The 25,887-nt window shown below is 34.7% G+C and carries 27 protein-coding genes; 22 read left to right on the top strand and 5 right to left on the bottom strand.

What is annotated here, in order from left to right; translation table 11 throughout:
• Positions 1 to 7: 7 nt before the first annotated feature.
• The gene (locus MKY02_RS20110) at positions 8 to 607 is read left to right on the top strand and encodes a nitroreductase family protein (RefSeq protein WP_076034240.1); all 600 of its coding nucleotides are present in this window, start codon (positions 8 to 10) and stop codon (positions 605 to 607) included.
• Between the two features lie 111 nt (positions 608 to 718).
• A complete protein-coding gene (locus tag MKY02_RS20105) occupies positions 719 to 1,219 on the top strand; it encodes a flavin reductase family protein (RefSeq protein WP_038180497.1) in 501 nt (166 codons plus the stop codon).
• A gap of 106 nt (positions 1,220 to 1,325) precedes the next feature.
• Here the strand turns inward: MKY02_RS20105 and MKY02_RS20100 are convergent, their stop codons facing one another.
• Positions 1,326 to 1,955 carry a YfbR-like 5'-deoxynucleotidase gene (locus MKY02_RS20100; protein ID WP_038180495.1) on the bottom strand — a complete coding sequence of 210 codons (630 nt, stop codon included), beginning with the start codon at positions 1,953 to 1,955 and terminating at the stop codon, positions 1,326 to 1,328.
• Between the two features lie 320 nt (positions 1,956 to 2,275).
• On the opposite strand from MKY02_RS20100, the gene MKY02_RS20095 reads away from it, so the two are divergent.
• The 9 genes from MKY02_RS20095 (at position 2,276) to MKY02_RS20055 (ending at position 11,671) form a co-directional block, all read left to right on the top strand.
• Positions 2,276 to 2,713, top strand: a complete 438-nt coding sequence (locus tag MKY02_RS20095) for a hypothetical protein (protein ID WP_076065534.1) — start codon at positions 2,276 to 2,278, stop codon at positions 2,711 to 2,713.
• 176 nt (positions 2,714 to 2,889) lie between these two features.
• Positions 2,890 to 3,081 carry a hypothetical protein gene (locus MKY02_RS20090; RefSeq protein WP_076034243.1) on the top strand — a complete coding sequence of 64 codons (192 nt, stop codon included), beginning with the start codon at positions 2,890 to 2,892 and terminating at the stop codon, positions 3,079 to 3,081.
• 349 nt (positions 3,082 to 3,430) lie between these two features.
• A complete protein-coding gene (locus tag MKY02_RS20085) occupies positions 3,431 to 3,910 on the top strand; it encodes a PaaI family thioesterase (protein ID WP_038180489.1) in 480 nt (159 codons plus the stop codon).
• A gap of 123 nt (positions 3,911 to 4,033) precedes the next feature.
• Positions 4,034 to 4,405, top strand: coding sequence for a helix-turn-helix domain-containing protein (locus tag MKY02_RS20080; protein WP_038180486.1), 372 nt, complete (start codon positions 4,034 to 4,036; stop codon positions 4,403 to 4,405).
• Between the two features lie 556 nt (positions 4,406 to 4,961).
• A complete protein-coding gene (locus MKY02_RS20075) occupies positions 4,962 to 5,756 on the top strand; it encodes a LysM peptidoglycan-binding and 3D domain-containing protein (protein WP_038180484.1) in 795 nt (264 codons plus the stop codon).
• A gap of 156 nt (positions 5,757 to 5,912) precedes the next feature.
• A complete protein-coding gene (locus MKY02_RS20070) occupies positions 5,913 to 6,467 on the top strand; it encodes a superoxide dismutase family protein (protein ID WP_076034245.1) in 555 nt (184 codons plus the stop codon).
• A gap of 105 nt (positions 6,468 to 6,572) precedes the next feature.
• Positions 6,573 to 9,152 (top strand): bifunctional lysylphosphatidylglycerol flippase/synthetase MprF, encoded by a 2,580-nt coding sequence (gene mprF / locus MKY02_RS20065; protein WP_076034246.1) that lies wholly within the window; start codon positions 6,573 to 6,575, stop codon positions 9,150 to 9,152.
• Positions 9,153 to 9,282: 130 nt separating this feature from the next.
• Complete coding sequence (locus tag MKY02_RS20060; protein ID WP_076034300.1) at positions 9,283 to 10,038, top strand: ABC transporter ATP-binding protein; 756 nt, start codon at positions 9,283 to 9,285, stop codon at positions 10,036 to 10,038.
• On the top strand, positions 10,031 to 11,671 hold the full coding sequence (locus MKY02_RS20055) for a hypothetical protein (protein WP_076034247.1): 1,641 nt from the start codon (positions 10,031 to 10,033) through the stop codon (positions 11,669 to 11,671). Before MKY02_RS20060 ends, MKY02_RS20055 begins: the two co-directional genes overlap by 8 nt.
• Positions 11,672 to 11,684: 13 nt before the next feature.
• On the opposite strand, the gene MKY02_RS20050 is transcribed toward MKY02_RS20055, so the two are convergent.
• Positions 11,685 to 11,975 carry a hypothetical protein gene (locus MKY02_RS20050; RefSeq protein ID WP_051448586.1) on the bottom strand — a complete coding sequence of 97 codons (291 nt, stop codon included), beginning with the start codon at positions 11,973 to 11,975 and terminating at the stop codon, positions 11,685 to 11,687.
• 178 nt (positions 11,976 to 12,153) lie between these two features.
• Between MKY02_RS20050 and MKY02_RS20045 the strand changes: the two genes are divergently transcribed.
• The 3 genes from MKY02_RS20045 (at position 12,154) to nhaC (ending at position 15,315) form a co-directional block, all read left to right on the top strand.
• Entirely contained in the window at positions 12,154 to 12,288 is a 135-nt protein-coding gene (locus MKY02_RS20045) for a hypothetical protein (protein WP_268746455.1), read from the top strand.
• 258 nt (positions 12,289 to 12,546) lie between these two features.
• On the top strand, positions 12,547 to 13,653 hold the full coding sequence (locus MKY02_RS20040; protein WP_340711640.1) for an amidohydrolase: 1,107 nt from the start codon (positions 12,547 to 12,549) through the stop codon (positions 13,651 to 13,653).
• Between the two features lie 210 nt (positions 13,654 to 13,863).
• Positions 13,864 to 15,315 carry a Na+/H+ antiporter NhaC gene (gene nhaC / locus MKY02_RS20035; RefSeq protein ID WP_038180472.1) on the top strand — a complete coding sequence of 484 codons (1,452 nt, stop codon included), beginning with the start codon at positions 13,864 to 13,866 and terminating at the stop codon, positions 15,313 to 15,315.
• A 43-nt stretch (positions 15,316 to 15,358) separates the two neighbouring features.
• Here the strand turns inward: nhaC and MKY02_RS20030 are convergent, their stop codons facing one another.
• On the bottom strand, positions 15,359 to 16,603 hold the full coding sequence (locus MKY02_RS20030; RefSeq protein WP_340711639.1) for a hypothetical protein: 1,245 nt from the start codon (positions 16,601 to 16,603) through the stop codon (positions 15,359 to 15,361).
• A gap of 95 nt (positions 16,604 to 16,698) precedes the next feature.
• Here MKY02_RS20030 and MKY02_RS20025 point away from each other — a divergent pair, with 95 nt between their 5' ends.
• From MKY02_RS20025 to rbsK, 8 genes are all read left to right on the top strand, one after another.
• On the top strand, positions 16,699 to 17,808 hold the full coding sequence (locus MKY02_RS20025; protein ID WP_076034250.1) for a mandelate racemase/muconate lactonizing enzyme family protein: 1,110 nt from the start codon (positions 16,699 to 16,701) through the stop codon (positions 17,806 to 17,808).
• Positions 17,809 to 17,827: 19 nt separating this feature from the next.
• Positions 17,828 to 18,514 (top strand): N-acetyltransferase, encoded by a 687-nt coding sequence (locus tag MKY02_RS20020; RefSeq protein ID WP_076065532.1) that lies wholly within the window; start codon positions 17,828 to 17,830, stop codon positions 18,512 to 18,514.
• Positions 18,515 to 18,652: 138 nt separating this feature from the next.
• Positions 18,653 to 19,612 (top strand): nucleoside hydrolase, encoded by a 960-nt coding sequence (locus MKY02_RS20015; protein ID WP_038180464.1) that lies wholly within the window; start codon positions 18,653 to 18,655, stop codon positions 19,610 to 19,612.
• Positions 19,613 to 20,151: 539 nt separating this feature from the next.
• Complete coding sequence (locus tag MKY02_RS20010; RefSeq protein ID WP_038180462.1) at positions 20,152 to 20,751, top strand: ECF transporter S component; 600 nt, start codon at positions 20,152 to 20,154, stop codon at positions 20,749 to 20,751.
• A gap of 107 nt (positions 20,752 to 20,858) precedes the next feature.
• Complete coding sequence (locus MKY02_RS20005; RefSeq protein ID WP_038180459.1) at positions 20,859 to 21,602, top strand: energy-coupling factor transporter transmembrane component T; 744 nt, start codon at positions 20,859 to 20,861, stop codon at positions 21,600 to 21,602.
• Positions 21,599 to 22,459, top strand: a complete 861-nt coding sequence (locus tag MKY02_RS20000) for an energy-coupling factor ABC transporter ATP-binding protein (protein ID WP_038180454.1) — start codon at positions 21,599 to 21,601, stop codon at positions 22,457 to 22,459. The genes MKY02_RS20005 and MKY02_RS20000 overlap by 4 nt, the downstream gene beginning before the upstream one ends.
• Positions 22,452 to 23,264, top strand: a complete 813-nt coding sequence (locus MKY02_RS19995; protein WP_076034253.1) for an energy-coupling factor ABC transporter ATP-binding protein — start codon at positions 22,452 to 22,454, stop codon at positions 23,262 to 23,264. Before MKY02_RS20000 ends, MKY02_RS19995 begins: the two co-directional genes overlap by 8 nt.
• A 13-nt stretch (positions 23,265 to 23,277) precedes the next feature.
• Positions 23,278 to 24,174: a ribokinase gene (gene rbsK / locus MKY02_RS19990; protein WP_038180448.1), complete on the top strand. Its 897-nt coding sequence runs from the start codon at positions 23,278 to 23,280 to the stop codon at positions 24,172 to 24,174.
• A gap of 85 nt (positions 24,175 to 24,259) precedes the next feature.
• Here rbsK and MKY02_RS19985 read toward each other — a convergent pair whose 3' ends face one another.
• Both MKY02_RS19985 and MKY02_RS19980 read right to left on the bottom strand, forming a co-directional pair.
• On the bottom strand, positions 24,260 to 24,508 hold the full coding sequence (locus MKY02_RS19985; protein WP_038180446.1) for a hypothetical protein: 249 nt from the start codon (positions 24,506 to 24,508) through the stop codon (positions 24,260 to 24,262).
• 48 nt (positions 24,509 to 24,556) lie between these two features.
• Entirely contained in the window at positions 24,557 to 25,846 is a 1,290-nt protein-coding gene (locus tag MKY02_RS19980; RefSeq protein ID WP_038180443.1) for an Nramp family divalent metal transporter, read from the bottom strand.
• Between the last annotated feature and the right edge of the window lie 41 nt (positions 25,847 to 25,887).

The raw sequence follows: 25,887 nt of genomic DNA, 5'->3' as shown, positions 1-25,887 counted from the left end.
TCTTAAAATGTCAGGTGATTTTTATTCTGCGATAGAAGAAAGACGATCCATTTATGGTATTACGGATGAATTTGTGATTTCTGATGAACGTATTGAGGAGATTGTCCAATTAGCTGTGGCAAATACTCCATCGGCTTTTAATTCTCAAACAGGTCGATTAGTTGTATTGCTTGGAAATAGCAATAAAGACTTTTGGCAAGTGATTTTTGAATCAATCAAAGAAGGATTAGCGGAAGAACACATAGAAAAAAACAAGAGAAAGTTTAATGCATTTGCAAGTGGCTATGGGACAGTATTGTTTTTTGAGGATTATGAAGTAGTTGCATCAATGCAGGAGAAGTTCCCATCATTTCATGAACAATTTACTGAATGGTCGCATCAATCATCAGGAATACTGCAATACTTAGTATGGACTTCATTGGAGTACGAAGGGTTTGGCGCTAGTTTGCAGCACTATATTCCAACGTTTTCATCTGAAATCTGTCAGCAGTGGGGAATTCAAAAAGGATGGAAACTGATAGCGCAATTACCATTTGGAAAGCCAACTGTTGCGCCCAGGGAGAAAGAAATACAGTCGCTCGACCTGCGAATTGTTATTGTAAAATAACTTATAAAATAAGAAATTCTTCGTCATACTCTTGACCGAACCCTTTCGTTAAAAATAAACATATGATAGAGATATCATAATAAAAGGAATTGAAAAATAGGAGTGAATAATATGTCAGAGCAACAGCAAGCGTTTCGTAAAGCTTTAGGTAACTACCCTACAGGCGTTACAGTGGTAACAACATTCAATGGAAATCATGAACCTCTTGGATTAACGGTGAATTCTTTTGCATCTGTTTCTCTAGATCCGTTACTCATTTTATGGTCGATCGATAAAAAATCAAAATCATATAATGAATTTATGAAAACGAAAAAATTTGCCGTAAATATTTTAGCGAATGATCAACAAGAATTGTGTAACCTATTTTCAAGTAAAATTGAAGATCGTTTTAGTCAATGTAAATGGCAAGAGTCTGTACAAAGATTACCTATTTTGAATGATACATTATCAGTGCTAGAGTGTGAAACAGTCCAACAAGTTGATGCAGGTGATCATACTGTTTTAATCGGGCACGTCATTAATATTGAAAATACAGAAAAAGAGCCATTACTCTATCATCGACGTAATGTAGGGCCAATTCCTAAAGAGTTTTATAAAATAGAAGCAAAGTAAAGGGGAAACTGTGAATTCCTAAAGTGTTAGGGGATTTACAGTTTTTCAGTTTTTTTATGAAATCGGGGTAAAATAAAAAAGCTCTTCGCCTTTTTATTTCCAAGGCTTAGGCTTTATTGATAATTTCATGGGTTAATGAGTAAATATCGATTTGCGTTTCTTCAGCAATAACGTCTGCTAACATAACTTCTTTGAAGTATGCGACACTTGTTGGCAGTGGGATACGCAACAACTTTTCTAAAGCCGTTTGATACATATAAACAAATTCTAAATCAGTATTCCCTCGTTTTAGCTCTGCAAATGCTTCGTAGAATTGGTCGAGTTTGTCTGCGAATTCAAGTAAACGACCTTCTGTTGTGGCATCTTTACCTTCCTTCATACGGTCAAAGAAGATGGCTTGGAACTCATCTGGAATTTCTGAGACGATGAATTTTTCCATCATTTTCTCTTCCACATGCGCCAGCATTTGTTTGAGCTCAGGTGATGCATGTTTAACTGGTGTTTTAATATCACCAATGAAAACTTCTGCGAAATCATGGTTGATCGTTTTTTCATATAAAGATTTCCAGTTGATCGTTGCGCCATTCATTTCCTCTAAGGTGCCGAAGAACATAGCGTATTGTGATACTTTCCAAGAGTGAGCTGCTACATTATGCTCCTCGAATTTGAAGCGTCCGGGACAGCGAATAATTCGCTCTAAGTCGTTTAAGCTTGTAAAAAATTTATGAATACCTATAAAAATCCTCTCCTCTATCTTAAGTATATGCTAAAGTGCAACCTTTTATGTGATGGTTTCACCTATATCTGCATTGTACTACAGAAATTTAAAAAACCAGTCCAATTTACGATTTTTTAATAAGTAATTTACATTAGATTAACACTAGTTTAAGTGTATATGATTAAACCATGGAAATGCTACTTTTTTGCTTATGACTGTGGAATAAAACAACATAGTTTTTTGTTCATAATTCAGACATTGCACTCTATTACCTTTTCAATTATCGTGAATATAGAAGGAATATCGAAAAGTAAATACCATTTAAAGGATTCGATCAAATGATATATTCAATAATCGTTTTTATACATGTTATTAGTGCCATTTTGTCGATTGGGCCATTTTTTGTATTGTTACCGATGCTGAAGAAGATGCGAACGACGGAAAATCACCATGCATTGGAAGCATATGTGGGGACATTTTCAACTGCCATTCGTATTGTGAAGCATGCGGGCCATGTTCTCGTCACTACTGGATTGCTTGCTATGTGGCTAGGTGGTTGGAACTTGCTGACGTCATGGATTGTTATGACATTTGCTGTAATGATTAGCTCAATCGTCTTTTTGGCAAGTGCCTTTAAGCCAACTATTCGTACATTTAATACACCAGAATTCGATCAGCAGCAGTTTATCAATAAATTAGTGAAATCTGTTTGGATTTATATTGTACTGTTGTTAATTATGCTATGGTTTATGGTTGCAAAGCCGACATTATGGTAATAAAAATATGAAAGCTATCTATTCATCAAATTTGATGAGTAGATAGCTTTTTTATTTTTTAGAATTTCCTTCTACACCTACAATTATAATAGAAGGAAATCATGGGTTGAGACAATGTGTTTATTATTAGTAGAGGAAAACTACTGGATTTCTCTTATTTAGGTGTGTTTATGACGATGATAACAATGATCTACATTTTAAATGCTACGATTGGTTTTAGTTTTCCGATGAATGGGGCATATATAGGCTCTATAGTCATTATTTTGGGAATTATTTCTATCTTCTTTCTTGCTGCAGCCAAACAAAGGAATGAAAATTTGATCTTATTGGACAAAGATGAATCAGGTTATAAAAAGGACCATATTTAATGGGATGTTGCAATCCTGATTATCGCAAAATCGTAGATGAAGAAGAGCAAAGAGTCAAAAGGGAAATGAAAATACTACTAGGTTATTCAAATTGATTGTTATCATAATCATTTTTTGCGCTACATGGGTAATAGTAAATTAAATTAAAAAAACCATTTCATCGATTAGATGAAATGGCTTTTTTGCTTTTAAGTTAAAGTGAATTCGCTCTGTAATCTAATTATTATTCTAATAAACATTAAAATTTTCTCTTTAAAGCAGAAAAGTTGTTAAAAAGAAAAGGTTTAAGAAGCAGGGTGTCGAATTGTATAGTAGATGGATTATTTTGCAATAAGGGGGATGAATGTGCATGAATAAGGTAGAAAAAATAGCTATTCAGGATGAATATCCGGATGAATTTGCTTGGTGCTACGGTTGTGGAAGATTGAACACTGAAGGTCATCATATTCGCACGGTTTGGGAAGGCGAAGAAACCGTTACTTTTTATGAATCAGGAGATAAATTCACTGCTATACCAGGATTCGTATATGGTGGCTTTTTAGCTTCACTTGTTGATTGTCATGGTACCGGATCAGCAGCATTGGCACTCCATAGAAAAAATGGCCATGAGCCAGGTGATAGTGTGGAACCGCCAAGATTCGTTACCGCGTCATTACATGTGGATTACCTGAAACCGACGCCACAAGGGGTACAGCTAAAAGCTGTTGGCAAGGTAGAAGAAATTCACCCAAAGAAATTCAAAGTTCACGTGAAATTATATGCTGGGGATGAGCATGTAGTTAATGGAGAGGTAGTAGCTGCTTATATGCCAGCTAGTTTTGTTAAATAACAATTTTATTTAGTCATCAGAGTTAGTTTTCAACACTAAATTTCAATAGTGCAAATACGAAAACTTAATAATAGAAGTAATTCAAGAACCACAAAAGAAAATACATTAAAAGGAGTGAGAAAAATGTTTGACGCTCAAGCTTTTGGAATGAAGTTGAAGGAACTACGAGAGTTAAATGATTATTCAATGTTGTCATTAGGCAGAAAAATTGGCACGTCCGCAAGCCGTATTAAAAGTTGGGAGATGGGAGAAAGTGTTCCATCCGCAAGCTGGATTGTAAAGTTAAGCGGGGTGCTACAAGTGTCGGCCGATGAATTACTATTGAATGTAATGGACGAATCAGCTGAGCAAAAAGAAGATAAAGACAAATTTAAAAAACGTAAAGTATTACTTAGAGATATTCATTTATTATTGCCTGAACTTAACAAACAGGACTTATTAGAACTTTATACTTTGGCTGAATTAAAGGCGATGCAAAAAGAGGTTACTTCTTAAATTCATTAAATGTTTGTGATCAAGCATGGTCAGATTAAATTTACTTAACACCTTCCTAAATGATAAAGGAAGGTGTTTTTTTGTTAAGAAAATATATGCTTTAAAATAAAATTTTGTTTTTAAAGTATATATTAGTTGAATGTTTTACCAGAAAGTAAATTGAAAAACATTCTTTTACTGTTTATTTCTTCTAAAAATGTGTATGGACATTTGTAATATTTGAACGCTCAAACCTCTATTTTCACCCTCAAATTTAGTGAAATAACCTCTTTTTGCAAGGAAATAAAAAAAAATGGAGACAATTTCTTTATGTTCTTTGAGCATGAAGCGCTTCAGAAATGAGTGATTGGAGTTATATTCCAATGCCTGTGATAGTAGTCATGACAACCTTTTTGAACACTTTGAAAAAAATTTTTACAGAAAAATGTATAAAATGACAGAATATTGCCAACTATTGTAACAGGATTGATACCCCCCCTACATCGTTTAGAAATATTCATGCAATGTGGGGATGTTAGAGTTATCCGTGTTAGTGAAAAGGAGGTCGTTTTTAACGATGAGAAAACAATTGATTGCACTAGCAGCAGGTTTTTTAATATTAGGATCTGCAACAATGACAGCGCAAGCTGCATCTGTTAGTTATACTGTTGAAAAAGGTGATACACTTTGGGCTATTGCACAGGCCAACAACATTTCAGTCGAAGACTTGCAAGCATCTAACCTGCTAGATTCTTCTTTAATCTTCCCAGCGCAACAACTAGAATTAGAATCTAAATCTGATAAAAAATCAGATGACACATATACTATTAAAAAAGGTGATACACTTACAAAAATCGCCGAAGAAAATGAGGTTACTATAGCGGATTTGATGAGTTGGAATAATTTATCAAGCGATTTAATCTTTGCAGGAGATACACTCGCATTATCGGCTAAGGCAACTTCAAATATTACAAAAGTTCAACAAACGCCTGCTCAAACACAAGAAGCACCACAAGCAAAACAAACAAAACAAGCTCAATCAACATCTACACAATCAGCAACAGCAACACCTCCTCAAGGTGGTAAAACAATGACTGTACGTGCGACTGCGTACACTGCATATTGTACTGGTTGTTCAGGTGTAACAGCTACTGGTTATGATTTACGTGCAAATCCAGGAGCAAAAGTTATTGCAGTTGACCCTTCTGTTATCCCATTAGGTTCAAGAGTGTGGGTTGAAGGTTATGGGGAGGCAATCGCTTCTGATACGGGTGGCGCTATTAAAGGAAACCGTATTGATGTATTCATCCCAGATAACAACAAGGTTTATCAGTGGGGCGTACGTAATGTCACAATCAAAGTTTTAAACTAAACTGATAAGCTATATAAAATGTACCTCTCATGTCGAAAAAATTTCGTTGTGAGAGGTACTTTTTTATTCGCTTTTCTTGAAAAAGAGAGTCATTAGCATTCCTCATACATAATTTTCAACATTTTAGCCATCCTTTTATAAAAGGAGTGGTATTCAATGAGAGTAAAAAAATCGCAATGGATGTTACTAAGTATGACATTATTGCTTGGTGCTTGTTCGTCTAATAAAGAAGTTTATAAGGAAGTAACCGCAATTCCAGCTGAATCTGCACATGCAATGTTCATTAATAGTGAAGGTAAATCTATTGGTGAAGCAGTTTTAACTGAAACAGAAGAAGGTGTTAACATCGGAATTGCTTTACAAGGGTTAGAACCTGGTGAGAAAGCGATTCATATTCATGCAGTCGGAAAATGTGAAGCGCCTACATTCGAGTCGGCAGGTATGCACTTTAATCCAACAGATAAGCAACATGGATATCTAAATCCAAAAGGGTACCATTTAGGTGATTTACCAAATTTACAAATAGATAAAGATGGTACAGTTGATTTAGAATTTTCGACTAAAGCATTTACTTTAAAACAAGGAGATAGTCGTTCTATTTTAGATGGAGATGGTAGTGCTTTTGTTATACATGAATCATCAGACGATTATAAAACAGATCCATCAGGGAATTCTGGTAAGCGAATAGCGTGCGGGGTTATCAAAAAATAGTCGATTTGTGAAAAAAATAAGAATTTAAGCAACGAATTCAGCATTTTTTGCGTTACAACTGTATAGTAGTAGTATAAGAAGTTGACGTAAAATGGGTGGTTGCGAATGAAACTAAACAGATCGACAATTTTTCAATGGCTGAAAATCATTCTTCCGGTACTATTAATGATTTTTGCTATTCATGAAATAGGTAAGATACTTGGGAATGTTAATGGGCAAGAAATTGTTCGAGAGCTAGAGAATTTAGATGTTCGTACTTTAGTATTAATGGCAGCTGTTCCTTTAGCACTTGTATTTCCAATGTTTTTTTATGACTATTTTATTGTAAGAAAACTAAAGCTTAAAAGACCTTTAAGACGTTTGATGAAAGAATCGTTAATTATTAACTCGTTCTCTAATCTAATTGGTTTTGGCGGCTTAATTGGTGTGTTGTTACGAACACATTATTTTAAGAAAAAAGAAATAGATAGTGGTGCCTTTTTCAAAACAATTGCTTCAGTAACTTTATTTTATTTAGCTGGTCTTTCATTATTTGCTTGGGTATTACCAATCTTCTATTGGGATTTCCCATTATTTAATGAACGAAAGATTTTAGTTGTTGCTGTATCAATTATTGGTCTATATGTGCCATTTTTAATTATCAAAGCTATTGTTCAATTAGTTAAAAAAACAACAACACCTCGCCATGTATTAGGTGATGTGGGATTACTAGGTGTATCAGTCTTAGAATGGTTAGGCGCATTTGCATTTATATACTTAATCAGCTATATGCTAGAAGTTCCAATTGGATTTGAACAATTATTGCCGATTTTCATTGTTGCTTCATGTGCTGGTATTGTGAGTATGATTCCTGGTGGTCTCGGATCTTTTGATTTAGTGTTCATCTGGGGAACTCAAAGTTTAAATGTTCCTGAAGAGTCTGTATTATTAATGCTATTATTTTACCGCGTAGGTTATTATATTATTCCTTTTTTAGCGGGGCTTGCTTTGTTCCTTCGAGAGCTATGGGGGAAATTAAATGCCGGTTTTAATAGTGTTCCTAATATTATTTTAGAACGTGCTAGTCATATCACAGCTACTGTTCTTGTGTTTTTATCAGGCTTGTTGCTTTTACTATCTTCTGCAGCTCCTGGAGCCATTGAAAGAATTAAGTATGCAAAAGATGTATTATCTTTGCCGATAGTAAACGTATCTCATCAAGTTGCTGTAGCGACAGGATTTATATTGCTAGCATTATCTAATGGTATTTCATACAAGGATCGACGTTCATACCAATTAACATTATTTGTATTATTGTTTGCTGCAGCATTATTTATTTTAAAAGGTATTCAATATGAACAGGCATTATTTATGATTTTTGTAGCTGGATTATTATTTGTATCGAGAGATCGTTTCTATCGTGAAAGTTATATTGTTACATGGGGTCGCTCAATTATAAATGTATCTATTATTTTGGTTATTACAGCATTGTATGTTGGTATTGGCATTTGGGCGAAGCCATCTGCAAAATATCCAATTCCGGAAAGCATGAGACCATACTTTATTACGGATTCGGGTGATCTATTTCGTAGCGCTTTTATCGCTTTAATTGTTGTAACCATTGTTGTATTAATAGAAGTTTGGTTAAGGAAAGTGACACAATTTAAGAAAATATCTTCATTCCAGCATGAGAAAGAAATATTTTTACATCTCAATAAATATGGTGGTAAAGAGCTATCACACCTTATTTTTTTACATGATAAATATATTTTTTGGAATAAGAAGAAAACTGTTTTATTCCCTTATCAGGAAAGTGCCGATAAACTAGTTGTTCTTGGAGACTTGGTTGGAGAAAAGGCGGATTTTGCGGAAGCGATTGAAGAGTTTGTTGCGCATGCTGATTACTACGGTTATACGCCAGTCTTTTATGAAGTAAGCGATCAGTTTGTACCTTATCTACATGGCTATGGCTACAATTTCTTTAAATTAGGAGAAGAGGGCTATATAGATGTTGAGAAACTTGTATATTCAAACGATGATGCAAAGTCCGTTAGTAAGCTGACAAATAGTTTAGAGCAGGAAGGCTATTCTTTTGAAATCATACAACCTCCATTTCAAAAAAATTTGCTGAAAGAATTGCGCACCTTATCAGATGAATGGCTGGATAATCGAAAGGAAAAGGGATTCTCACTTGGTTATTTTAACGAAGATTACTTACAATTTGCACCACTCGCTGTTGTAAAAAATGGTGAAGCGCAAGTTGTAGCATTTTCAAATATCATCCCGTTATATGACGAAGAACAGACTATTTCGATTGACTTAATGCGTTCGAAAAAGACGGATCTTCCAACAGGAATAATAGATTATTTATTCCTCAATATCTTCATCTGGGCAAAGAGTGAGAATTTCAAACTTTTAAATGTTGGTATGACACCACTTTCACATATTGGGGTTTCCAAGTATGCGACGTTAACAGAGAAAATTGCTGCAGAAATTATATTTAATGGGCAAGAATATTATAATTTCCAAGACGTGCAACATTTTAAAGAGAAATTCGCAAATACATGGAAGCCTAAATATTTGGCTTATCGAAAACGAGCCTATTTACCTTTTACAATGTTACAAATTATGATTTTAATAGGCGACAATAAATACGCTACAATGAGAGAGCAAGTATCTGAAATTAAAAACTCTCGTAAACGATAATATAACCATAAAACCTTAGAGTCATTTATACGATTCTAAGGTTTTATTATAATTAAAGAAAAAAGAAAATTCTTATAAAGGAGTGATTTTGTTGATAGGCGAATCCATTTTACGATTACAAAACGTTGAGATGTCTTTTGGTAATAAGCAAGTCTTAAATGGTATTAATCTAGAAGTAGGTAAGGGACAAATTATTGGTTATATAGGACCGAATGGAGCAGGTAAAAGCACGACGGTAAAATTAATGCTTGGGTTAATTGAAGGCTATTCAGGGAAAATTGAAATTTTCGGTAAGGATATTGCTGATGGAGATTATACATATAAAAAACGGATTGGCTATGTGCCTGAAACGGCAGAGCTATATGATCATTTAACGGCTGCAGAGTATTTGACCTTTACTGGAGAAATGTACGGTTTAGGACGAGAGGAAGCTGAGAAAAAAGCATATCAATTGATGTTCCAATTTGGGTTAGAGCATGCTTTTCATCAACGCTTAACCTCTTTTTCAAAGGGGATGCGTCAGAAGGTGCTGATTATTTCGAGCGTATTGCATAATCCCGATCTATTATTTTTTGATGAACCTTTAAGTGGGTTAGACGCAAATAGTGTACTCGTTGTGAAGGAGATTTTAGCAAAGCTTGCTGAGGAGGGGAAGACTGTTTTTTATTCTTCTCATATCATGGAAGTTGTTGAGAAGATTAGTGATCGAATTGTGCTTTTAGTTAATGGTTTAGTAGTAGCAGATGGTAGTTTCGAAGAGTTACAACAGCAAGGCAAGGAGGGGACTCTAGAGGAAATATTCAATCAAATGACAGGATTTAATCAGCAGGTTGAAATTGCTGAGCGTTTTGTCGAGATTGTGAAAGAAGGTCGAGTACATGAATGATTTTAAATCGTTGAGAGTACTCGATGCGTTCCGATGGATTTTTGAGAAATTCGATATCGATTATCCAATTATGAGGAAACTGATTCAATTGAAACTAACGATGGACAGTCGTCGAATACCGGCTATTTTCAATGGACAAAAGCAGAAAAAAGAGGGTAATCAGTTTATTAAATCACTCTGGATATATCTTTTATACGGACTCTTATTGTTAACCCCTTTTTTATTTTTGGAAAATCAATATATGTTCGCGTCGAGCATTTTATTTACTATGCTAATGTTCATTACAATTACGACGATGGTGTCTGATTTCTCAGCAGTATTGTTAGATGTGCGTGACAAAAATATATTACAGCCAAAACCCGTCAGTAATCGTACACTGAATGCGGCTAAATTAATGCATATTGTAATTTATTTAGCATTGTTGGAAGGTGCATTTGTCATTATTCCACTTGCTGTTGGTATATATCGATTCGGTATTTTTTACGGGCTCATTTTCATCATTAGTATTGTTTTTATTAGTTGTTTTGTCGTTGTCATTACTGCCTTCACATATTTATTTATTCTACGTTTCTTTAGTGGTGAAAAACTGAAGGATCTTATCAATTATGTGCAAATATTTTTAGCTGTCGCAGTTATGCTTAGCTATCAAGTAATGGCACATTCATTTGAGTTAACTCAAATGAATTTACAGTATATGTTTACATGGTGGCATGTTTTTTTACCCCCTCTTTGGTATAGTGCCTTTTTTGAAGTAATGTTAAACCAAGATTACTCGATAAATATGCTTATATTAATGGCATGTGGTATTGTTATTCCTTTGCTGATGCTGCAATTATATATTAAATTGATGCCAGTATTTGAGCGAAGCCTCTCAAAATTGTTGAGTGATTCTGTACGTACAAAAGGTAAATCCCACCTATTTGAGGAATGGACTTCGAAGGTATTATGCCGTAATTCTCAGGAGCGTACATTTTATCGATTTGCATCACTAATGATTCGGCAGGAACGAGAATTTAAATTGAAGGCATATCCACAAATAGGTTTTGCCATTGTTATTCCATTTGTCATGTTTTTTAATGAAGTACGAATCTATTCTTTAAAAGAAGCCATGGCAAATGAAAATGTGTATCCTTTGTATTTTAGTGCGCTTATGATTCCGACTGTTGTTCATTTGTTGAAGTTTTCAGGGGCATATAAAGGTAACTGGATTTTTAGAGCAACACCTATTAGCAATTCGAAAATGTTTTATAGTAGTACACTAAAAGCAGCAATTGTAAAGTTGTTCTTCCCGACATTTACTCTGTTAAGCATTGTATTTATTGCCATGTTCTCATGGGCAATAATTCCGGATTTACTTATAATTTTATTAGTTGCAGTTATGATGACATTGCTTTCATATGTACTTTTGAATGGAGAAGTATATCCTTTTTCAAATTCTCATGAACTAACACAAGATAATAATACGTTAAAGATTTTTGTAGCAATGTTTGCCATTGGTGCATTTGCTTTAGTCCATTATTTAATCGATATGATTCCATATGCTAAGTTGATATATATACTGATATTAATAATTGCGGTTGTTATTGGATGGCGTCTTGTTTTTGGAGAAAAGAAAAATCACGGTCACTCTTAGAGCGACCGTGATTTTATTTTGTTTCTTTAAAAGAGATTGGAGTAGGTTCTATATTTAAGTCTGGTTGAATAGGCTTAAATTCTAACAATGCATCTTTGGATAGTGGAGATGATGAACGAACTTGTTCAATTTCTAAACGAAGCCTTTCAGTTTCAGCTATAAAACTTTGTTGTTTCAGTTTTTCAAGCTCAATTTCATCTTTTAGTATAGAATGTTTAATTCTCAAGCGATCATTGAAAGCTTTCGATGAAATAGCGACAATTGGGATTAACATTGCGAAAATGGGAATTATATAAGGGCTCATGAGCAATCTCCTTCAGTTGTATAATGTTTACATTATTATACTGTAAATTGTTGGATTTAGATTCATATTTATAAAATAACAGAAAATTTAAATTAATTAGGTTATAATCATTGATTTTATGTGGAGAAAATTGTAATATAAAAAAACCATAAAAAATATTTTTAAAAGGAGGATGCTAATGAAAGCATCAAGATTTGAAACGTACTTAGTAGATCAGGATTTTGAGGTTCAAAAAGAAGAGGAAAAACGTGAGGAGATTTGCCATGAGAATAATAGTGAGCAATATCCTGAAGGTTTTTTTACGGAGTTATAATTATTAAACAGCCGTATTTAAGGGCTGTTTTTTTTATGAAACGGGAATTGATTTTACATAATTTAGTTAATTTACATCAAATTCAAGAGATTTAAAATATACGAGTAATTTTAAGAGCTCCATAAACAATGTTAAGTCACTAAACTTTTATTCGTTTCTTAGTAAAATTATTTACAGGAAATTATAATAGGACAGAAAAGCTTAGTTGGAAATCTATTCATTTTTGCAGTATGATGTGATTCAGATGAGGTGTATAACATGACAATTGATGAACAAATAGTAAATTGGTTTGAGTATTTTCATGCGAACCCTGAAATTAGCTGGGAAGAACATGAAACAACAAAAAAAATCGCGTCTATATTAGATGAGTTGAGTATTTCTTATAAACTTCTTGGTGATGTACCAGGTTTACTAGCAGAAATGGGTGAAGGGGAAGATGTAGTAGCAGTACGTGCCGATATTGATGCTTTATGGCAAGAAGTTGATGGTGAATGGCGTGCTAATCATTCATGTGGTCATGATGCCAATATATCGATGGTGTTAGGCGCACTATTACATTTAAAAGAGCAAAAGCAAAAGTTAAATCACCGTGTTCGTTTTATCTTCCAACCTGCTGAAGAAAAAGGAAACGGTGCTGTTGCTACCTTTGAAAGAGGGGCAGTTGAAGATGTAACTCATTTATTTGGTGTGCATTTACGTCCTATTGAGGAACTTAAAATAGGGCAAGTATCTCCAGCTATCCACCATGGAGCAGCGGTATTCTTAGAGGGCAGTATCCATGGAACAGATGCCCATGGTGCACGACCACATCAAGGACAAAATGCTATTGATGTTGTAGTAGCTATCCAACAAATGGTGAAGAATATTTATATATCTCCATTTGAGCCAAATTCAGTGAAATTAACGAAAATTGTAGCAGATGGTGGGAGTATCAACATAATTCCAGGTAGTGCAAACTTCACAATGGATGTTCGCGCGCAGAAAAATGTTGTATTAAAAGATATGCAATCTAAAGTTGAACATGGATTAGAAGCAATTAAGCAACAATTTAATGTGGATATTACTTGGAATTGGGTGGATTTAACACCAGGTGCTGAAGTATCTTCAGAGGCTGCAAAAATGGCAGAAGAAGCGATTGTTGAAGTATTAGGTAAAGAGTATCTAACTCCACCAGTTGTAACACCAGGTAGTGATGATTTCCACTTCTACACAGTATTAAAACCAGAATTAAAAGCGACAATGATCGGTATTGGCGCTAATTTAGCGCCAGGATTACATCATCCTAAAATGACTTTTGAAAAAGAAGCATTACTTGATGCTGCTAAAGTTTTATCGAAACTACTTTCAAAAACTCTAGTAAAATAATTTAAAAACCTATGCGAAGGAATTCTTTGCATAGGTTTTTTATTTTTTAGTAATATCTGTTAGATGAATTTTGCTAGTTTATGAATAATAAATGATAGCGTTTTCAAAAAAGGTTTGACTCAAAAAGAAGTGGCTATTACTATTATTATAATAGTGATTATTTATAGACTATTCTAAACTATTTATATTTTCGCAAAGGGGTTGTGAGAAATGAAAAAGGAGATAAGTGCAGGTTGGGCTGGTTTAACATTTTTGATTATGATTATCACAATGTTAGTGACAGTCGTGGTGTTAGATCAAAGTCCACATGTGCCGCTAATTGTGGGGACAATTGTAGCGGCGATTGTTGCTTGGAAACATGGTTATAAATGGACAGAGATTGAAGGCATGATGTATAAGGGGATACGACTTGCGTTACCAGCAATTGTGATAATTATGTTAGTCGGATTGACGATTGGTGCATGGATTGGTGGAGGAGTCGTAGCGACGATGATTTTCTACGGTTTGAAAATTATTTCACCAGCATGGTTTTTAGTAACGATTATGCTTATCTGTTCAATTGTGTCACTGGCTATCGGAAGTTCATGGTCGACAATGGCTACAATTGGTGTAGCTGGAATGGGTATTGGTTTAAGTATGGGTATTCCTGCAGCAATGATTGCAGGGGCGGTTATTTCGGGCTCTTATTTTGGTGATAAGATGTCTCCGCTTTCTGATACGACGAATTTAGCTGCGGGTTTAACAGATACAAATTTATTTGATCACATTAAGCATATGTTTTATACAACAATTCCTGCGTTACTTATTTCGTTAGTTGTATTTGGCATACTTGGTCGTCAATTTGCGTCATCTACAATGGATATTGGGAAAATTGAAGGAACATTAAGCGTTTTACAAGAAAGCTTTGTTATTTCTCCGTGGTTATTATTAGTACCGGTTATTGTAATTGTATTGGTAGCGAAAAAGGTACCTGCTATCCCTGCTTTAATTGTTGGTATTTTGTTAGGATTTATAGCTCAAATTTTCGTGCAAGGCGGTGCACCAGCAGACGCAGTAAATGCCTTACAAGAAGGATTTAAACTAGAAACTGACAATGAAATGGTCTATGAGTTGTTTAATCGTGGCGGCTTAGATTCAATGATGTTCACTGTTTCTATGACTCTTGTTGCGATGACTTTTGGTGGTGTATTAGAGTATTCTGGTATGCTTCAATCAATGATGAATATTATTGTGAAAGCTGCGAAATCAACGGGTAGCTTAGTAGCTGCAACAATTGCTTCTTGTATTACAACAAATGCAACTTGTTCGGAACAATACATATCTATCGTTGTACCTTCTCGTATGTTCGTTAAGGTTTATAAAGATAGAGGACTGCACTCTAAAAACTTATCACGTACTTTAGAGGATGGCGGTACATTGACTTCTGTGTTTTTCCCATGGAATACGTGTGGTGTATTTATACTAGCGACACTAGGTGTAAGCGCTTTTGAATATGCGCCTTATGCGATATTGAATTTTACAGTACCAATTCTTTCAATTATTTATGGATATATTGGGTTTTCAATCGTTAAATTAACGCCGGAAGAACAGGCATTAATAAAGAGTAATGAAGCGAAGTTAAAAAAGGAAGAAGATTTAAATAGTGTACCTGCACTAGATTAATAGGCAAAAGCCTTCTAGCATATTTGATGTCTAGAAGGCTTTATTAATTGTATGTGGAAAAATTCAGCTCATATAAACTGCGTGGTCGACCTTGCTGATATGTCATCTCTTCTCCAACGATTTTAGCGTAGTTATGTTCAACAAGTTTTTTTAGAATACGCTCTGTTGTTCTCCGTGTTACTTGTAAATGCTCGGATAAATCATGAGCTGTAAATTGTAACGACTGTCTCGCTTTACTAAAGGCCATAATTTTAGAAATGTTGAGTGGGCTAAGTTTTGTTTCCTTCGCCATAAGGACAATATAAGGATCTTTAGCTTGTAATGATAATGTTGAGGCTTTATTAGGAAACGGTCCTTGTAGTTCTTTGTTTTCAGTTAAGATATAAATAGCATTAGGAGATGCATAATTTAAAGCATGTTGTGCATTCCTTTGAGCTTCTAATATAGATTCACCATAACCAAAGACGAGCTTCACCGACTTTTCTGAAACAGTAAAGAAAGACTCAAGTTTGTTTTGGGTAAGTGCATTTTGTAAATGTCCATATGTTGTGAATAATTCAAAACGGCATGTATCTACTTGTTGATATGAAGCATGGATGATAGTAGCTAATTGATCTACCGTTTGTAGTGGATTATGTGTAGCTTCATTGAACTCTATAATTCCGGCAACTGCTTTTGCAGATTCAAATTTTGTTAATTGTGATAAGGATATAGATTCATTTAGATGCCGAATAATTGAACTTTTTGGATCAAGCATACGTATGACAGGAATGTCCAATGCCGTTAATTCATCATAAATAGCATGAATACTCGTTATGACTAAGTCAATTTGCCTTGACTGCCAAAGAGCAATATGATTTGTAAGTAATTGCTTAGTTGGTGTCGATAATTCAATTTCTTGCGTGAAGGGTAATTGCCCTTCAATCTGGATATCATGCAAGACATTTTGTATAAAGGTAGAGCTCATTACATCAATAGATAATCGGTCAATTGTAACATTATGTTTTGCGATGGCAGAAAGAATAGTTGTTGATATCATCGTTTCATCTTGTTTTATATATGTCCAAGGTATTGGCCATTGATGTAATAAGTGTTTAGCATATAAATAAGGCAATGTCCCTGCCAACAGTAGAACATCACAAGGTTTTACTTGTTTCATTAAATTAGGTGTTTCTTCTGGTGAATTGTAAATATAAAAATCTAATTGTATATGTGGTACTTCGTGTGAGATAATATTGAGACGATTCATAAATGCTTTTGAACAAATGACTGCTATTTTTGTTGACATAGAATATGACTCCTTTGTTATATTTTTTTATTAATTAACGACTATTTAACGACAACTATAACAGCTCGTAAATAAAAAGAAAAGAGTGAATATAAATGAAAATTACTGAAATTGAAATTTTTGCTATCGAGCTACCTTTAATTGAACCATTTATTATTAGTTATGACACATATCCATCAATGCCCTCTATAATCGTGAAAATGACTACGGATGAAGGTATTATAGGTTACGGTGAGTCTGTCCCCGATGAACATGTAACAGGGGAGACTTGGGAAAGCACTTATGCTGTATTAAAAAACCAACTTGCACCATTAATGATTGGTCAAGATCCAATGGCTTTCGAAAAGATTCATGCATTAATGGACAAGGCAGTTTATCAAGTACCTGCAGCAAAGGCAGCGATTGATATTGCTTGTTTCGATATAGTTGGTAAAAAATTAGATGTACCAGTCTACCAACTAATTGGTGGGCGTTATCATGAGAAGTTCCCAATAACACATGTACTAAGTATTGGTACACCTGAAAAGATGGCAAATGAAGCAGAAGAGCGTGTGAGACAAGGCTACCGCTCATTCAAAATGAAGGTTGGAACAGAAGTCTTGAAAGACGTAGAACGTATTCAAGCGGTACGTGAGCGTGTTGGGTTTGATATCGCAATCCGAGTAGATGTCAATCAAGGATGGGAAAATAGTTCCACAACTTTACGCGGTTTAAGAGCATTACGTGACGTTGATTTAGATTGGTTAGAGCAACCTGTTGTTGCGGACGACATTGATGCGATGGTAGAAATAAAATCTAAAACAGATATTCCTTTAATGATTGACGAAGGCTTACATGGTGTAAAAGAAATGCGTGAAATTATTGCTAAACGTGCTGCTGATAAGGTCAATATTAAACTGATGAAATGCGGAGGTATTTACCCAGCGATGAAATTAGCAACAATGGCTGAAATGGCAGGAATTGAATGTCAAATCGGATCGATGGTAGAATCATCAGTCGGTTCTGCGGCTGGATTCCATGTTGCATTCTCAAAAAAAATCATGACAAGTGTCGAGTTAACAGGTCCATTGAAATTTTCAAAAGATGTGGGTAACTTAAAATATGATGTACCATTTATTTGTTTAAATGAGCGTCCAGGATTAGGCATTGATATAGATGAGGCTATCCTACAAGAACTTTGCCACTACTCGCATGTAGTGAAATAACAATTGGAGGAGGGCTTGAATGAACAGTATATATAAAGGTCATTTAGGTGAAACACCATTTGATATACGCTTATTAGCAATGGAACATTTAGCGATCATACAACAATTACAAACTATTGTTTATAATGCATTACCAGATCAATCCGTGTTACAGCCTCTATCACAAGAAGAATTTGAATATATTCTTCATGGCAACGGCTTAATGATTGGAGCATTTGTAGGAGAAGATTTAATTGCATTCCGTGCACTTCTTGAGCCTGAAATTGATGATGAGCATCTTGGACGTGATTGTGGAGTAGAAGAATCTCTATTACCACGTGTTTTATACCAGGAAATTTCAAATGTTTCGCCTGATTATCGTGGCTTTGGTCTTCAAAAGACATTGGCTAAAGTTATTATGGACCAGGTAGATGTGGAACGTTTTGATTATATTTGTGCGACAGTAAAGCCGTTCAATATTCCAAGCCTAAAAGACAAATTTTCTCAAGGTATGATGGTTGCAGCTTTAAAATTAAAATATGGTGGAAAGCTTCGTTATGTATTTTTCAAAAAAATAACTGAAGAGGTTTTGTCATTCAATGAATCATATAAAGTATTAATGAGTGATACCCCTATGCAGCAACGTCTATTAAAAGAAGGCTGGCTTGGTGTACAAATGTTTCTAGAAAATGACGAATGGATTGTAGAATATAAAAGAATGAAATGAGTATTTGCCACTTCCGATAAGGGAAGTGGCTTTTAAATATAAATACAAGAATATACTATGATGATACAATCTTGAAAAAGGGTTACAATACTTATTGAAGTAAATATATAGAATTAACTGTATTGAGGAGTGAATCTATTGAATAAAATCCCTGTAATATTAGACTGTGATCCTGGTATTGACGACACAATGATGCTAACACTTGCTTTTGCAAGACCTGAGTTAGATATTCGTTTAGTAACAACTGAAGCTGGAAACGTATCGCAAGATAAAACAACGTATAATGCACTTAGTTTCTTAACGTATATTAAACAAGATGTTGAAGTAGCTAGAGGTCTTGATGCTCCTATGTTCCGTACATTAGAAGTGGCTGAAGAGATTCATGGTGAAGGTGGATTAGGCAATGTGAAATGGGCGGAGCCAACTCTACAAACGAGTGATCGCTCAGCTGTAAATGCAATGCGTGAAACACTTTTAGCTAGTGATGAGCCTATGATTATTGTAGCAACTGGCCCATTAACAAATGTAGCAGCGTTATTATTTGCACACCCAGAAGTAAAACCGAAAATAAAAATGATTTCATGGATGGGTGGAGCAGCAGTAGGTGGTAATGTGTCAACAACTGCTGAATTTAATGCTTATGTTGATCCACATGCGGTAGAATTAGTTTTCCGTGCAGGTTTACCGATTGTTATGAGTGGTTTAGATGTAACGCATAAAGCATATATTACCCTTGATGAAATGGAACGATTAAGCAAGTCAGGAACTCCGTTTGCTGAAAAAGTTGCAGAGATGATGAAATTTTATACATTCACACAATCACAAACACCATTTCACGCTCCAAATTTCGAGAAACAAATTCGTGTACATGATGTGTGTGCAGTTGCATATCTTGTTGCTCCAGAGTTATTCCAGGGTGGAGATTACTTTGTAGAAGTGGAGTTGGAAGGCCGTTTAACAGCTGGTTCAACAATTGTTGATTATGTAGGTAAAACAGGTAAAGCGCCAAATGTTAAAGTACTACATACAGTTAATCGTGAAGGATTTATCGAATTATTCTTTAATGCAGTGAATACGATTGGTAAACAATTAGCTTAAGGAATAAGTATTTAAAAACTACTTGATATCTATTTAGATATCAAGTAGTTTTTTTGTTTTTAATAGTAGTATTTGATAACACTCATAAATATATTAAGTAAAACAGTGATTGAAAAAATAGTAAAAACATAATAATCAAATGTTGTAACTAGATTGATAATAGAAAAAGGTTTTGCCCCCAATATTAAGGATTTTAATTGTTAGTGGGAACATATCGCCTAAAGCATTCTAGATGATGTAGTTTCGAATGAAATACAAAGTGTCCTAAGAATTTTGATTGAGTTTAATGTCACAAAAACCATATTTCCATCATTAGATGAAGTAGGAGAAGACAATGCAATTAATACAGGCTTTCTATATGAAGGAAGGAAATAAAAAAATGTATCCGCTTACACGTCTGTCGTGTGGCTTTATATGTATGATAATCAGAATTATAGAGGGAGTTGACTTCTATGTGAAAACAATATGATAGGTATATGGAGATGCACTTATTGAACAGTTACTTTGAGGTAGAAAAATAGCCGAAGGAGGAAGATGAGATGAAACGTAGCTTTAAAGACGATTTTAATATGTTAGCAATGCTTTTAATTCCAATAGGTGTTGCGGTTAATCTAGTAGGGTTCCAGGTTGCTAATGTATTAAAATTACCTATCTTTTTAGATACCATTGGCACAATTTTAATCGGTGTAGTGGCAGGGCCTTGGGTAGCGCTTTTAGCAGGACTTATTACAAATTTAATTAATGCTATTTTTAATCCTATTTATTTACCGTATGCGTTAACATCTATAGCAATAGGGATTGGTGCAGGTTATTTATCTAAGTTTGGTATGTTCAAACAAATTGGTAAAGTGATTATTTCAGGTATTATTATCACATTTATTGCTGTCATTGTATCTGCACCAATAACCGTTTTAGTTTTTGGTGGCGCTACAGGTAATACATCAGCAATTATTACGGCGACATTTTTAGCAGCAGGCCAAGAGTTATGGACTGCAGTATTCTCTTCTTCATTTATTACAGAAGTAGCTGATAAAGTAGTCTCAGTATTAATTGTATACTTCATTGTTAAAAGTATGTCAGATCGTTATTTATCCAAAATGAATTATGGGGAACTTTATATGAAACGTAAACAACGTTAATACTACTAAGCTCTTTCTATTTTCGTTGTCAGTTTATCAATGGAAAGGAAGGGGCTTTTTTCTCTATGATTTAGATTTTAAGACATATTTTTAAGGAGATGCCAATAATGAAACTAAATCCAATATTAAAATTGCATCCATTGACAAAATTGTATTTTACTTTATTTGTAACAATCTCAGTTATTATCATACCTAGTTATATATTTGCATTTACTTGGTTTCCTATACTACTTGTGATAGCTATTATTGCGGGAGTAGGAAAACAATATTTAGACATTGTTGTGAAAGCATTAGTGTTTTTACTGGGAATCGTTTTTATAATGCAACTTTTTTTCTATCCAGGAGACCAAGTTATAGGTGAATGGTGGATATTTGAGATAACTAAAGAAGGGTTACAGTACGGACTCGTACTAACTTCACGTGTGTTAGCAATGGGTTCAGCTTTCATACTTTTTTTCAGGATTACAGAAATACGTGATTTCGTAAAAGCGCTGGAGGATTTGGGTATGCCACCCATGGGTGCGTATATTGTATTATCAACGCTACAAATAATTCCTGAAATGAAACGCCAAGCAAATACTATTATGGAAGCGCAAAAGACTCGAGGAGTGGAAACGGAAGGATCACTTTTGATACGTGCAAAGGCATTTATACCAATATTAACGCCTCTAATTTTATCTTCTATTGCAAGTACGGAGGAACGTGCTATCACGCTTGAATCACGTGCATTTTCTGCTCCTACTAAAAAAACGAGCCTACATAAGTTAAAGAATAGTAGCTCTGATAGGACAATACCAATTGTATTACTTATTTTGATGATTAGTCTTATTGTTTGGAGGTTTTTCTTATGAAAAATATCATTGAAATAAAAAATATGTCGTATCGTTACCCTGTTAGCGATGATTTTTGTTTGAAAAATATTACATTTTCAATTCAAAAAGGAGCATTTACAGCCATTGTTGGAAATAATGGAGCTGGAAAAACAACGCTGTGCAATGCGATACGTGGTTTTGTTCCACATTTTTATAAAGGTGAATTAGCAGGAGAAGTTATTGTAGATGGCAAGCAAATTGTAGATTATCAACTTGGACAACTAGGTGGAAAGATTGGCTATGTATTTCAAAATCCTTTCAGTCAAATTTCTGGTGTAAAAGATTCTGTTTTTGATGAGGTTGCATATGGTTTAGAAAACTTAGGTGTACCAGTAGAAGAAATAATACAAAGAGTTGAAGATGTATTAAAACTAGTGAACATTGAACATTTAAGAGAAAAAAATCCATTTGAATTATCTGGAGGACAAAGGCAACGTGTTGCGTTAGCCGCCATTATTGTAATGGATCCAGACATTTTGGTAATCGATGAACCGACATCTCAGTTAGATCCCATTGGTACTGAAGACATTTTTAATGTTATTCGTATCATGAAAGAACGAGGTAAAACGGTATTACTTGTAGAGCACAAAATGGATTTAATTGCAGAGTATGCCGATAATATATTAGTACTCCATGAAGGATCACTTGTTATGCAGGGCCCTGTAAGAGAGGTTTTTTCAGATTCCAAGTATTCAACATATAATATTCAATACCCATACGTTACTGAAGTGGCTTTAAATCTTAAAGAGATGGGTGTTCCATTAAAATTTATCCCTATTCAAAATGAAGAACTACCGAAATCTTTAGAGATAGAGTGGGAGGAAAATAATGACTAATATAAAAATAAGTAATGTAAGTTATTCATATCCAGATGGAACTCTAGCTTTAGAAGATTTTTATTTGTCTATATTAAGTGGAGAGCGTATTGCTATTATTGGACAAAACGGTGCAGGGAAAACAACAGCTGTAAAATTAATGAATGGATTATTAAAGCCAACTAAAGGAAATGTTTTAGTCGACGATATGGATACAAATGAATACACAACAGCGCAAATTTCTAGAAAAGTAGGTTATGTTTTTCAAAATCCTGATGATCAAATTTTTCATAATAACATAGAATCAGAAGTACGTTTTGGACCTAAAAATATGGGCTTTCCTGAAGAGAAAGTAGACAAACTAACGGATTGGGCAATGGATTTATGCGGTGTGAAAAAATTTAATGATGAGAATCCATATAATTTACCTTATTCTGTCCGCAAGTTTGTAACAATTGCATCTGTTTTAGCAATGGATTCGGATGTTATTATTTTAGATGAACCCACTGCAGGCCAAGATAAGGTTGGTTTAGAACGTTTGGTACACATTTTAGAAGTACTTGAAGAAAAGGGAAAAACGGTTATTACAATTACACATGATATGGAGTTTGTAAGTGAATATTTTGATAGAATTGTTGTTATGGCGAATCGTAAAATAGTTGTAGACGATAATGTAAATCAAATTTTTTATAACCCTGATGTTCTAGAAATGAGTATGTTAAAGCCTCCTGCCGTAACAAAAATGGCTAAATTATTATCCTTATCGGATGGTATAACTACGCAGGCCCAGCTTCTAGCTGCCATTTCCGAAAAAGTTAAGCCATAAAGGAGCAAGTTAAATGAAGACTAAAAAAATAATAGTAGCAGGTAGTATTAATATTGACCTTGTATATGAAGTACCTCATATAGTAAAAGAAGGTGAAACAATTCACAGTACGAAACATGATCTGTATTTTGGGGGGAAAGGAGCTAACCAGGCAGTTACTGCAGGGCAGCTAGGTGCAGACGTCCAATTTATCGGGAGTGTTGGAGCCGATGACCATGGCATTCGTGCGAAAGAGAATATGGAGAGAAAAGGTGTTAAAACTGAAGCGATTTCTTCTCAAGGCGCAACAGGCCAAGCAATCATTCAGCTTTCTGATGTTGGTGAAAATTCGATTGTTCTATTCCCAGGAGCCAATTTCCTTGTAACACCTGAGCAGATCCAAGAATCAGAAGCTGCTTTTAAAACAAGTGATATATTGCTATTACAGTTGGAGATACCTATTGAAGCAGTAGAAAAGGCTGCAGAGCTTGCATATGCAAATGGGGCGAAAATCATCTTAAATCCAGCACCTGCACGAAATATTCCAGATTCACTGTTACAGAAAGTATCAATATTAACACCTAATGAAACAGAACTTGAATTGTTAACAGGAATTTCAGCAGATTCGGAAGAAAACTTGCAAAAGGCATGTTCTATAATGATAGGAAAAGGAGTACAAGCAGTAGTCGTAACGCTTGGAAGTAAAGGTGCGTTTTATATGACTTCCGAAGAAAGTGGATTCATAGCAGCTGAAATGGCAAAAGCAGTGGATACAACAGGAGCAGGGGATTCTTTTAACGGAGCTTTAGCGGTTGCATTATGTCATGGAGATTTGCTTACAGATGCTATTGCATACGCTTCAAAAGTAGCGGCATTTGTAGTTACTGAAATGGGTGCTCAACCAGATATCCCAAGTACTTTATGTAGATAATTAATTTTAAAGATAAAAGCCTTACCTAAAGTATAGATAAATACTTTAAGTAAGGCTTTTTAATACTTTAATAAAATATTCGATCTTACGTTTCTATATCCTCTTTCGAGCGTGCGTATCTCCGTTTAGTAGAAGAGGTTGATTTTGTTCCATGATGATTGTCTTCATCCTTCACTTTATCATTCAATTCTTCAACAGGAATGGCGTCAACTGTTTGCATATCTTCATGCAAATCGAACAAGCTAATGGAATCTGTATCGACAACATCAGGATTATCTAGATAGGGCAAATCAGTGAAAATCTTTTTATCAGCTGGAATTTCAGGTCTCTCCATTTAGTCACACTCCCTTGTATATAGAAGTGTGCTCGAACTTGTTTATGATTATGCACCGAATGCCATTTGATAAAGTAAATATAAATTTAAGGAAATTACGATTGCAGCAACTATCCAGCCAACAATTGTAGTAATTTTATAATTTACAAGCTCGCCCATGATTCTTCTATTACTTGTAAAGATGATAAGGGGAACGAGTGCAAATGCGATACCAAATGATAATATGACTTGGCTTAATACCAATGCATAAGTTGCATTAACACCAAATGCAATAATAGCAAGAGGAGGCAACATCGTAATTGCTCGTCGTAAATAAATTGGGATTTTTCTTCGTATAAACCCTTGCATTACGATATCTCCAGCCATCGTACCAACTGAAGAACTTGCTAGACCAGCAATCAATAATCCGAGTCCAAAAGAAATACCAGCCATCGGTCCTATATATTGTGTTAAACCTTCAAATGCCACATCTAAATCTTCAACAGCAATACCTTTGTTAAAGAACACGGCAGCTGCAACAATTAACATACTCATATTAATTGCTCCTGCAATTATCATAGCAATGACAATATCAATTAATTCAAAATGGAAAATTTTTCGTTTTTCTTCATTGGTACGGCCAATAACACGACTTTGTGTTAATGAAGAATGTAAATAAATTGCATGAGGCATTACAGTTGCTCCTAAAATACCTGTTGCAAGTAAGATGGAATCTACACCCTCAAATCGTGGTGTGAAAATACCTGAAATGACACCACCCACATCTGGCTTCGCCATAAATGTTTGAAAGGCAAATGCTGCAACGACTATTAAAACCATTCCAGATATGCCTGCTTCAAATGCACGATATCCACGACGTTGTAATTCTAATATAGCAAATGAACCGGCTGCTGTAATAAGTGCTGCAGGTAACATAGGAATACCGAATATTAAATATAACCCTAGAGCAGCGCCTATAAATTCGGCTAAATCGGTTGCCATAATGACTAGTTCAGCTTGTATCCATAAAAATATTGATGTTTTTTTAGAAAAGTTTTCACGAGCAACTTCCGGTAAGTTTTTTCCTGTAGCAATCCCTAATTTTGCAGAAAGAGATTGGATGAGGACGGCCATTAAGTTTGAAACTGCGATTACCCATAATAGTAAATAGCCATATTCAGAGCCGGCAGTGATATTTGTTGCAAAATTTCCTGGATCTATATAAGCGACAGCAGCGATAAAGGCTGGACCAAGGAAAGGTAAAATGCGTCTGAAGCCTTTCACATCGCCTCTTAATACATCCTCTGCTCTAGGTGCTTCGAAGCGTTTGTAGACATTTTTCTCTCTAGTCTTCGTCATAGTTTCCCACACTCCCAAAAATGTTGTATGAACAATAAAGT

The organism is Viridibacillus sp. FSL R5-0888 (assembly GCF_038009105.1).
Taxonomy (GTDB): domain Bacteria; phylum Bacillota; class Bacilli; order Bacillales_A; family Planococcaceae; genus Viridibacillus; species Viridibacillus arenosi.
This window is presented reverse-complemented; position numbering and strand designations above follow the sequence as displayed.

Coding starts and splice junctions, on each gene's coding strand:
- MKY02_RS20110 (WP_076034240.1), top strand. CDS start 8: ATGTCAGGTGATTTTTATTCTGCGATAGAAGAAAGACGATCCATTTAT.
- MKY02_RS20105 (WP_038180497.1), top strand. CDS start 719: ATGTCAGAGCAACAGCAAGCGTTTCGTAAAGCTTTAGGTAACTACCCT.
- MKY02_RS20095 (WP_076065534.1), top strand. CDS start 2,276: ATGATATATTCAATAATCGTTTTTATACATGTTATTAGTGCCATTTTG.
- MKY02_RS20090 (WP_076034243.1), top strand. CDS start 2,890: ATGATAACAATGATCTACATTTTAAATGCTACGATTGGTTTTAGTTTT.
- MKY02_RS20085 (WP_038180489.1), top strand. CDS start 3,431: ATGAATAAGGTAGAAAAAATAGCTATTCAGGATGAATATCCGGATGAA.
- MKY02_RS20080 (WP_038180486.1), top strand. CDS start 4,034: ATGTTTGACGCTCAAGCTTTTGGAATGAAGTTGAAGGAACTACGAGAG.
- MKY02_RS20075 (WP_038180484.1), top strand. CDS start 4,962: ATGAGAAAACAATTGATTGCACTAGCAGCAGGTTTTTTAATATTAGGA.
- MKY02_RS20070 (WP_076034245.1), top strand. CDS start 5,913: ATGAGAGTAAAAAAATCGCAATGGATGTTACTAAGTATGACATTATTG.
- mprF (WP_076034246.1), top strand. CDS start 6,573: ATGAAACTAAACAGATCGACAATTTTTCAATGGCTGAAAATCATTCTT.
- MKY02_RS20060 (WP_076034300.1), top strand. CDS start 9,283: ATGTCTTTTGGTAATAAGCAAGTCTTAAATGGTATTAATCTAGAAGTA.
- MKY02_RS20055 (WP_076034247.1), top strand. CDS start 10,031: ATGAATGATTTTAAATCGTTGAGAGTACTCGATGCGTTCCGATGGATT.
- MKY02_RS20050 (WP_051448586.1), bottom strand. CDS start 11,975: ATGAGCCCTTATATAATTCCCATTTTCGCAATGTTAATCCCAATTGTC.
- MKY02_RS20045 (WP_268746455.1), top strand. CDS start 12,154: ATGAAAGCATCAAGATTTGAAACGTACTTAGTAGATCAGGATTTTGAG.
- MKY02_RS20040 (WP_340711640.1), top strand. CDS start 12,547: ATGACAATTGATGAACAAATAGTAAATTGGTTTGAGTATTTTCATGCG.
- nhaC (WP_038180472.1), top strand. CDS start 13,864: ATGAAAAAGGAGATAAGTGCAGGTTGGGCTGGTTTAACATTTTTGATT.
- MKY02_RS20030 (WP_340711639.1), bottom strand. CDS start 16,603: ATGTCAACAAAAATAGCAGTCATTTGTTCAAAAGCATTTATGAATCGT.
- MKY02_RS20025 (WP_076034250.1), top strand. CDS start 16,699: ATGAAAATTACTGAAATTGAAATTTTTGCTATCGAGCTACCTTTAATT.
- MKY02_RS20020 (WP_076065532.1), top strand. CDS start 17,828: ATGAACAGTATATATAAAGGTCATTTAGGTGAAACACCATTTGATATA.
- MKY02_RS20010 (WP_038180462.1), top strand. CDS start 20,152: ATGAAACGTAGCTTTAAAGACGATTTTAATATGTTAGCAATGCTTTTA.
- MKY02_RS20005 (WP_038180459.1), top strand. CDS start 20,859: ATGAAACTAAATCCAATATTAAAATTGCATCCATTGACAAAATTGTAT.
- MKY02_RS20000 (WP_038180454.1), top strand. CDS start 21,599: ATGAAAAATATCATTGAAATAAAAAATATGTCGTATCGTTACCCTGTT.
- MKY02_RS19995 (WP_076034253.1), top strand. CDS start 22,452: ATGACTAATATAAAAATAAGTAATGTAAGTTATTCATATCCAGATGGA.
- rbsK (WP_038180448.1), top strand. CDS start 23,278: ATGAAGACTAAAAAAATAATAGTAGCAGGTAGTATTAATATTGACCTT.
- MKY02_RS19985 (WP_038180446.1), bottom strand. CDS start 24,508: ATGGAGAGACCTGAAATTCCAGCTGATAAAAAGATTTTCACTGATTTG.
- MKY02_RS19980 (WP_038180443.1), bottom strand. CDS start 25,846: ATGACGAAGACTAGAGAGAAAAATGTCTACAAACGCTTCGAAGCACCT.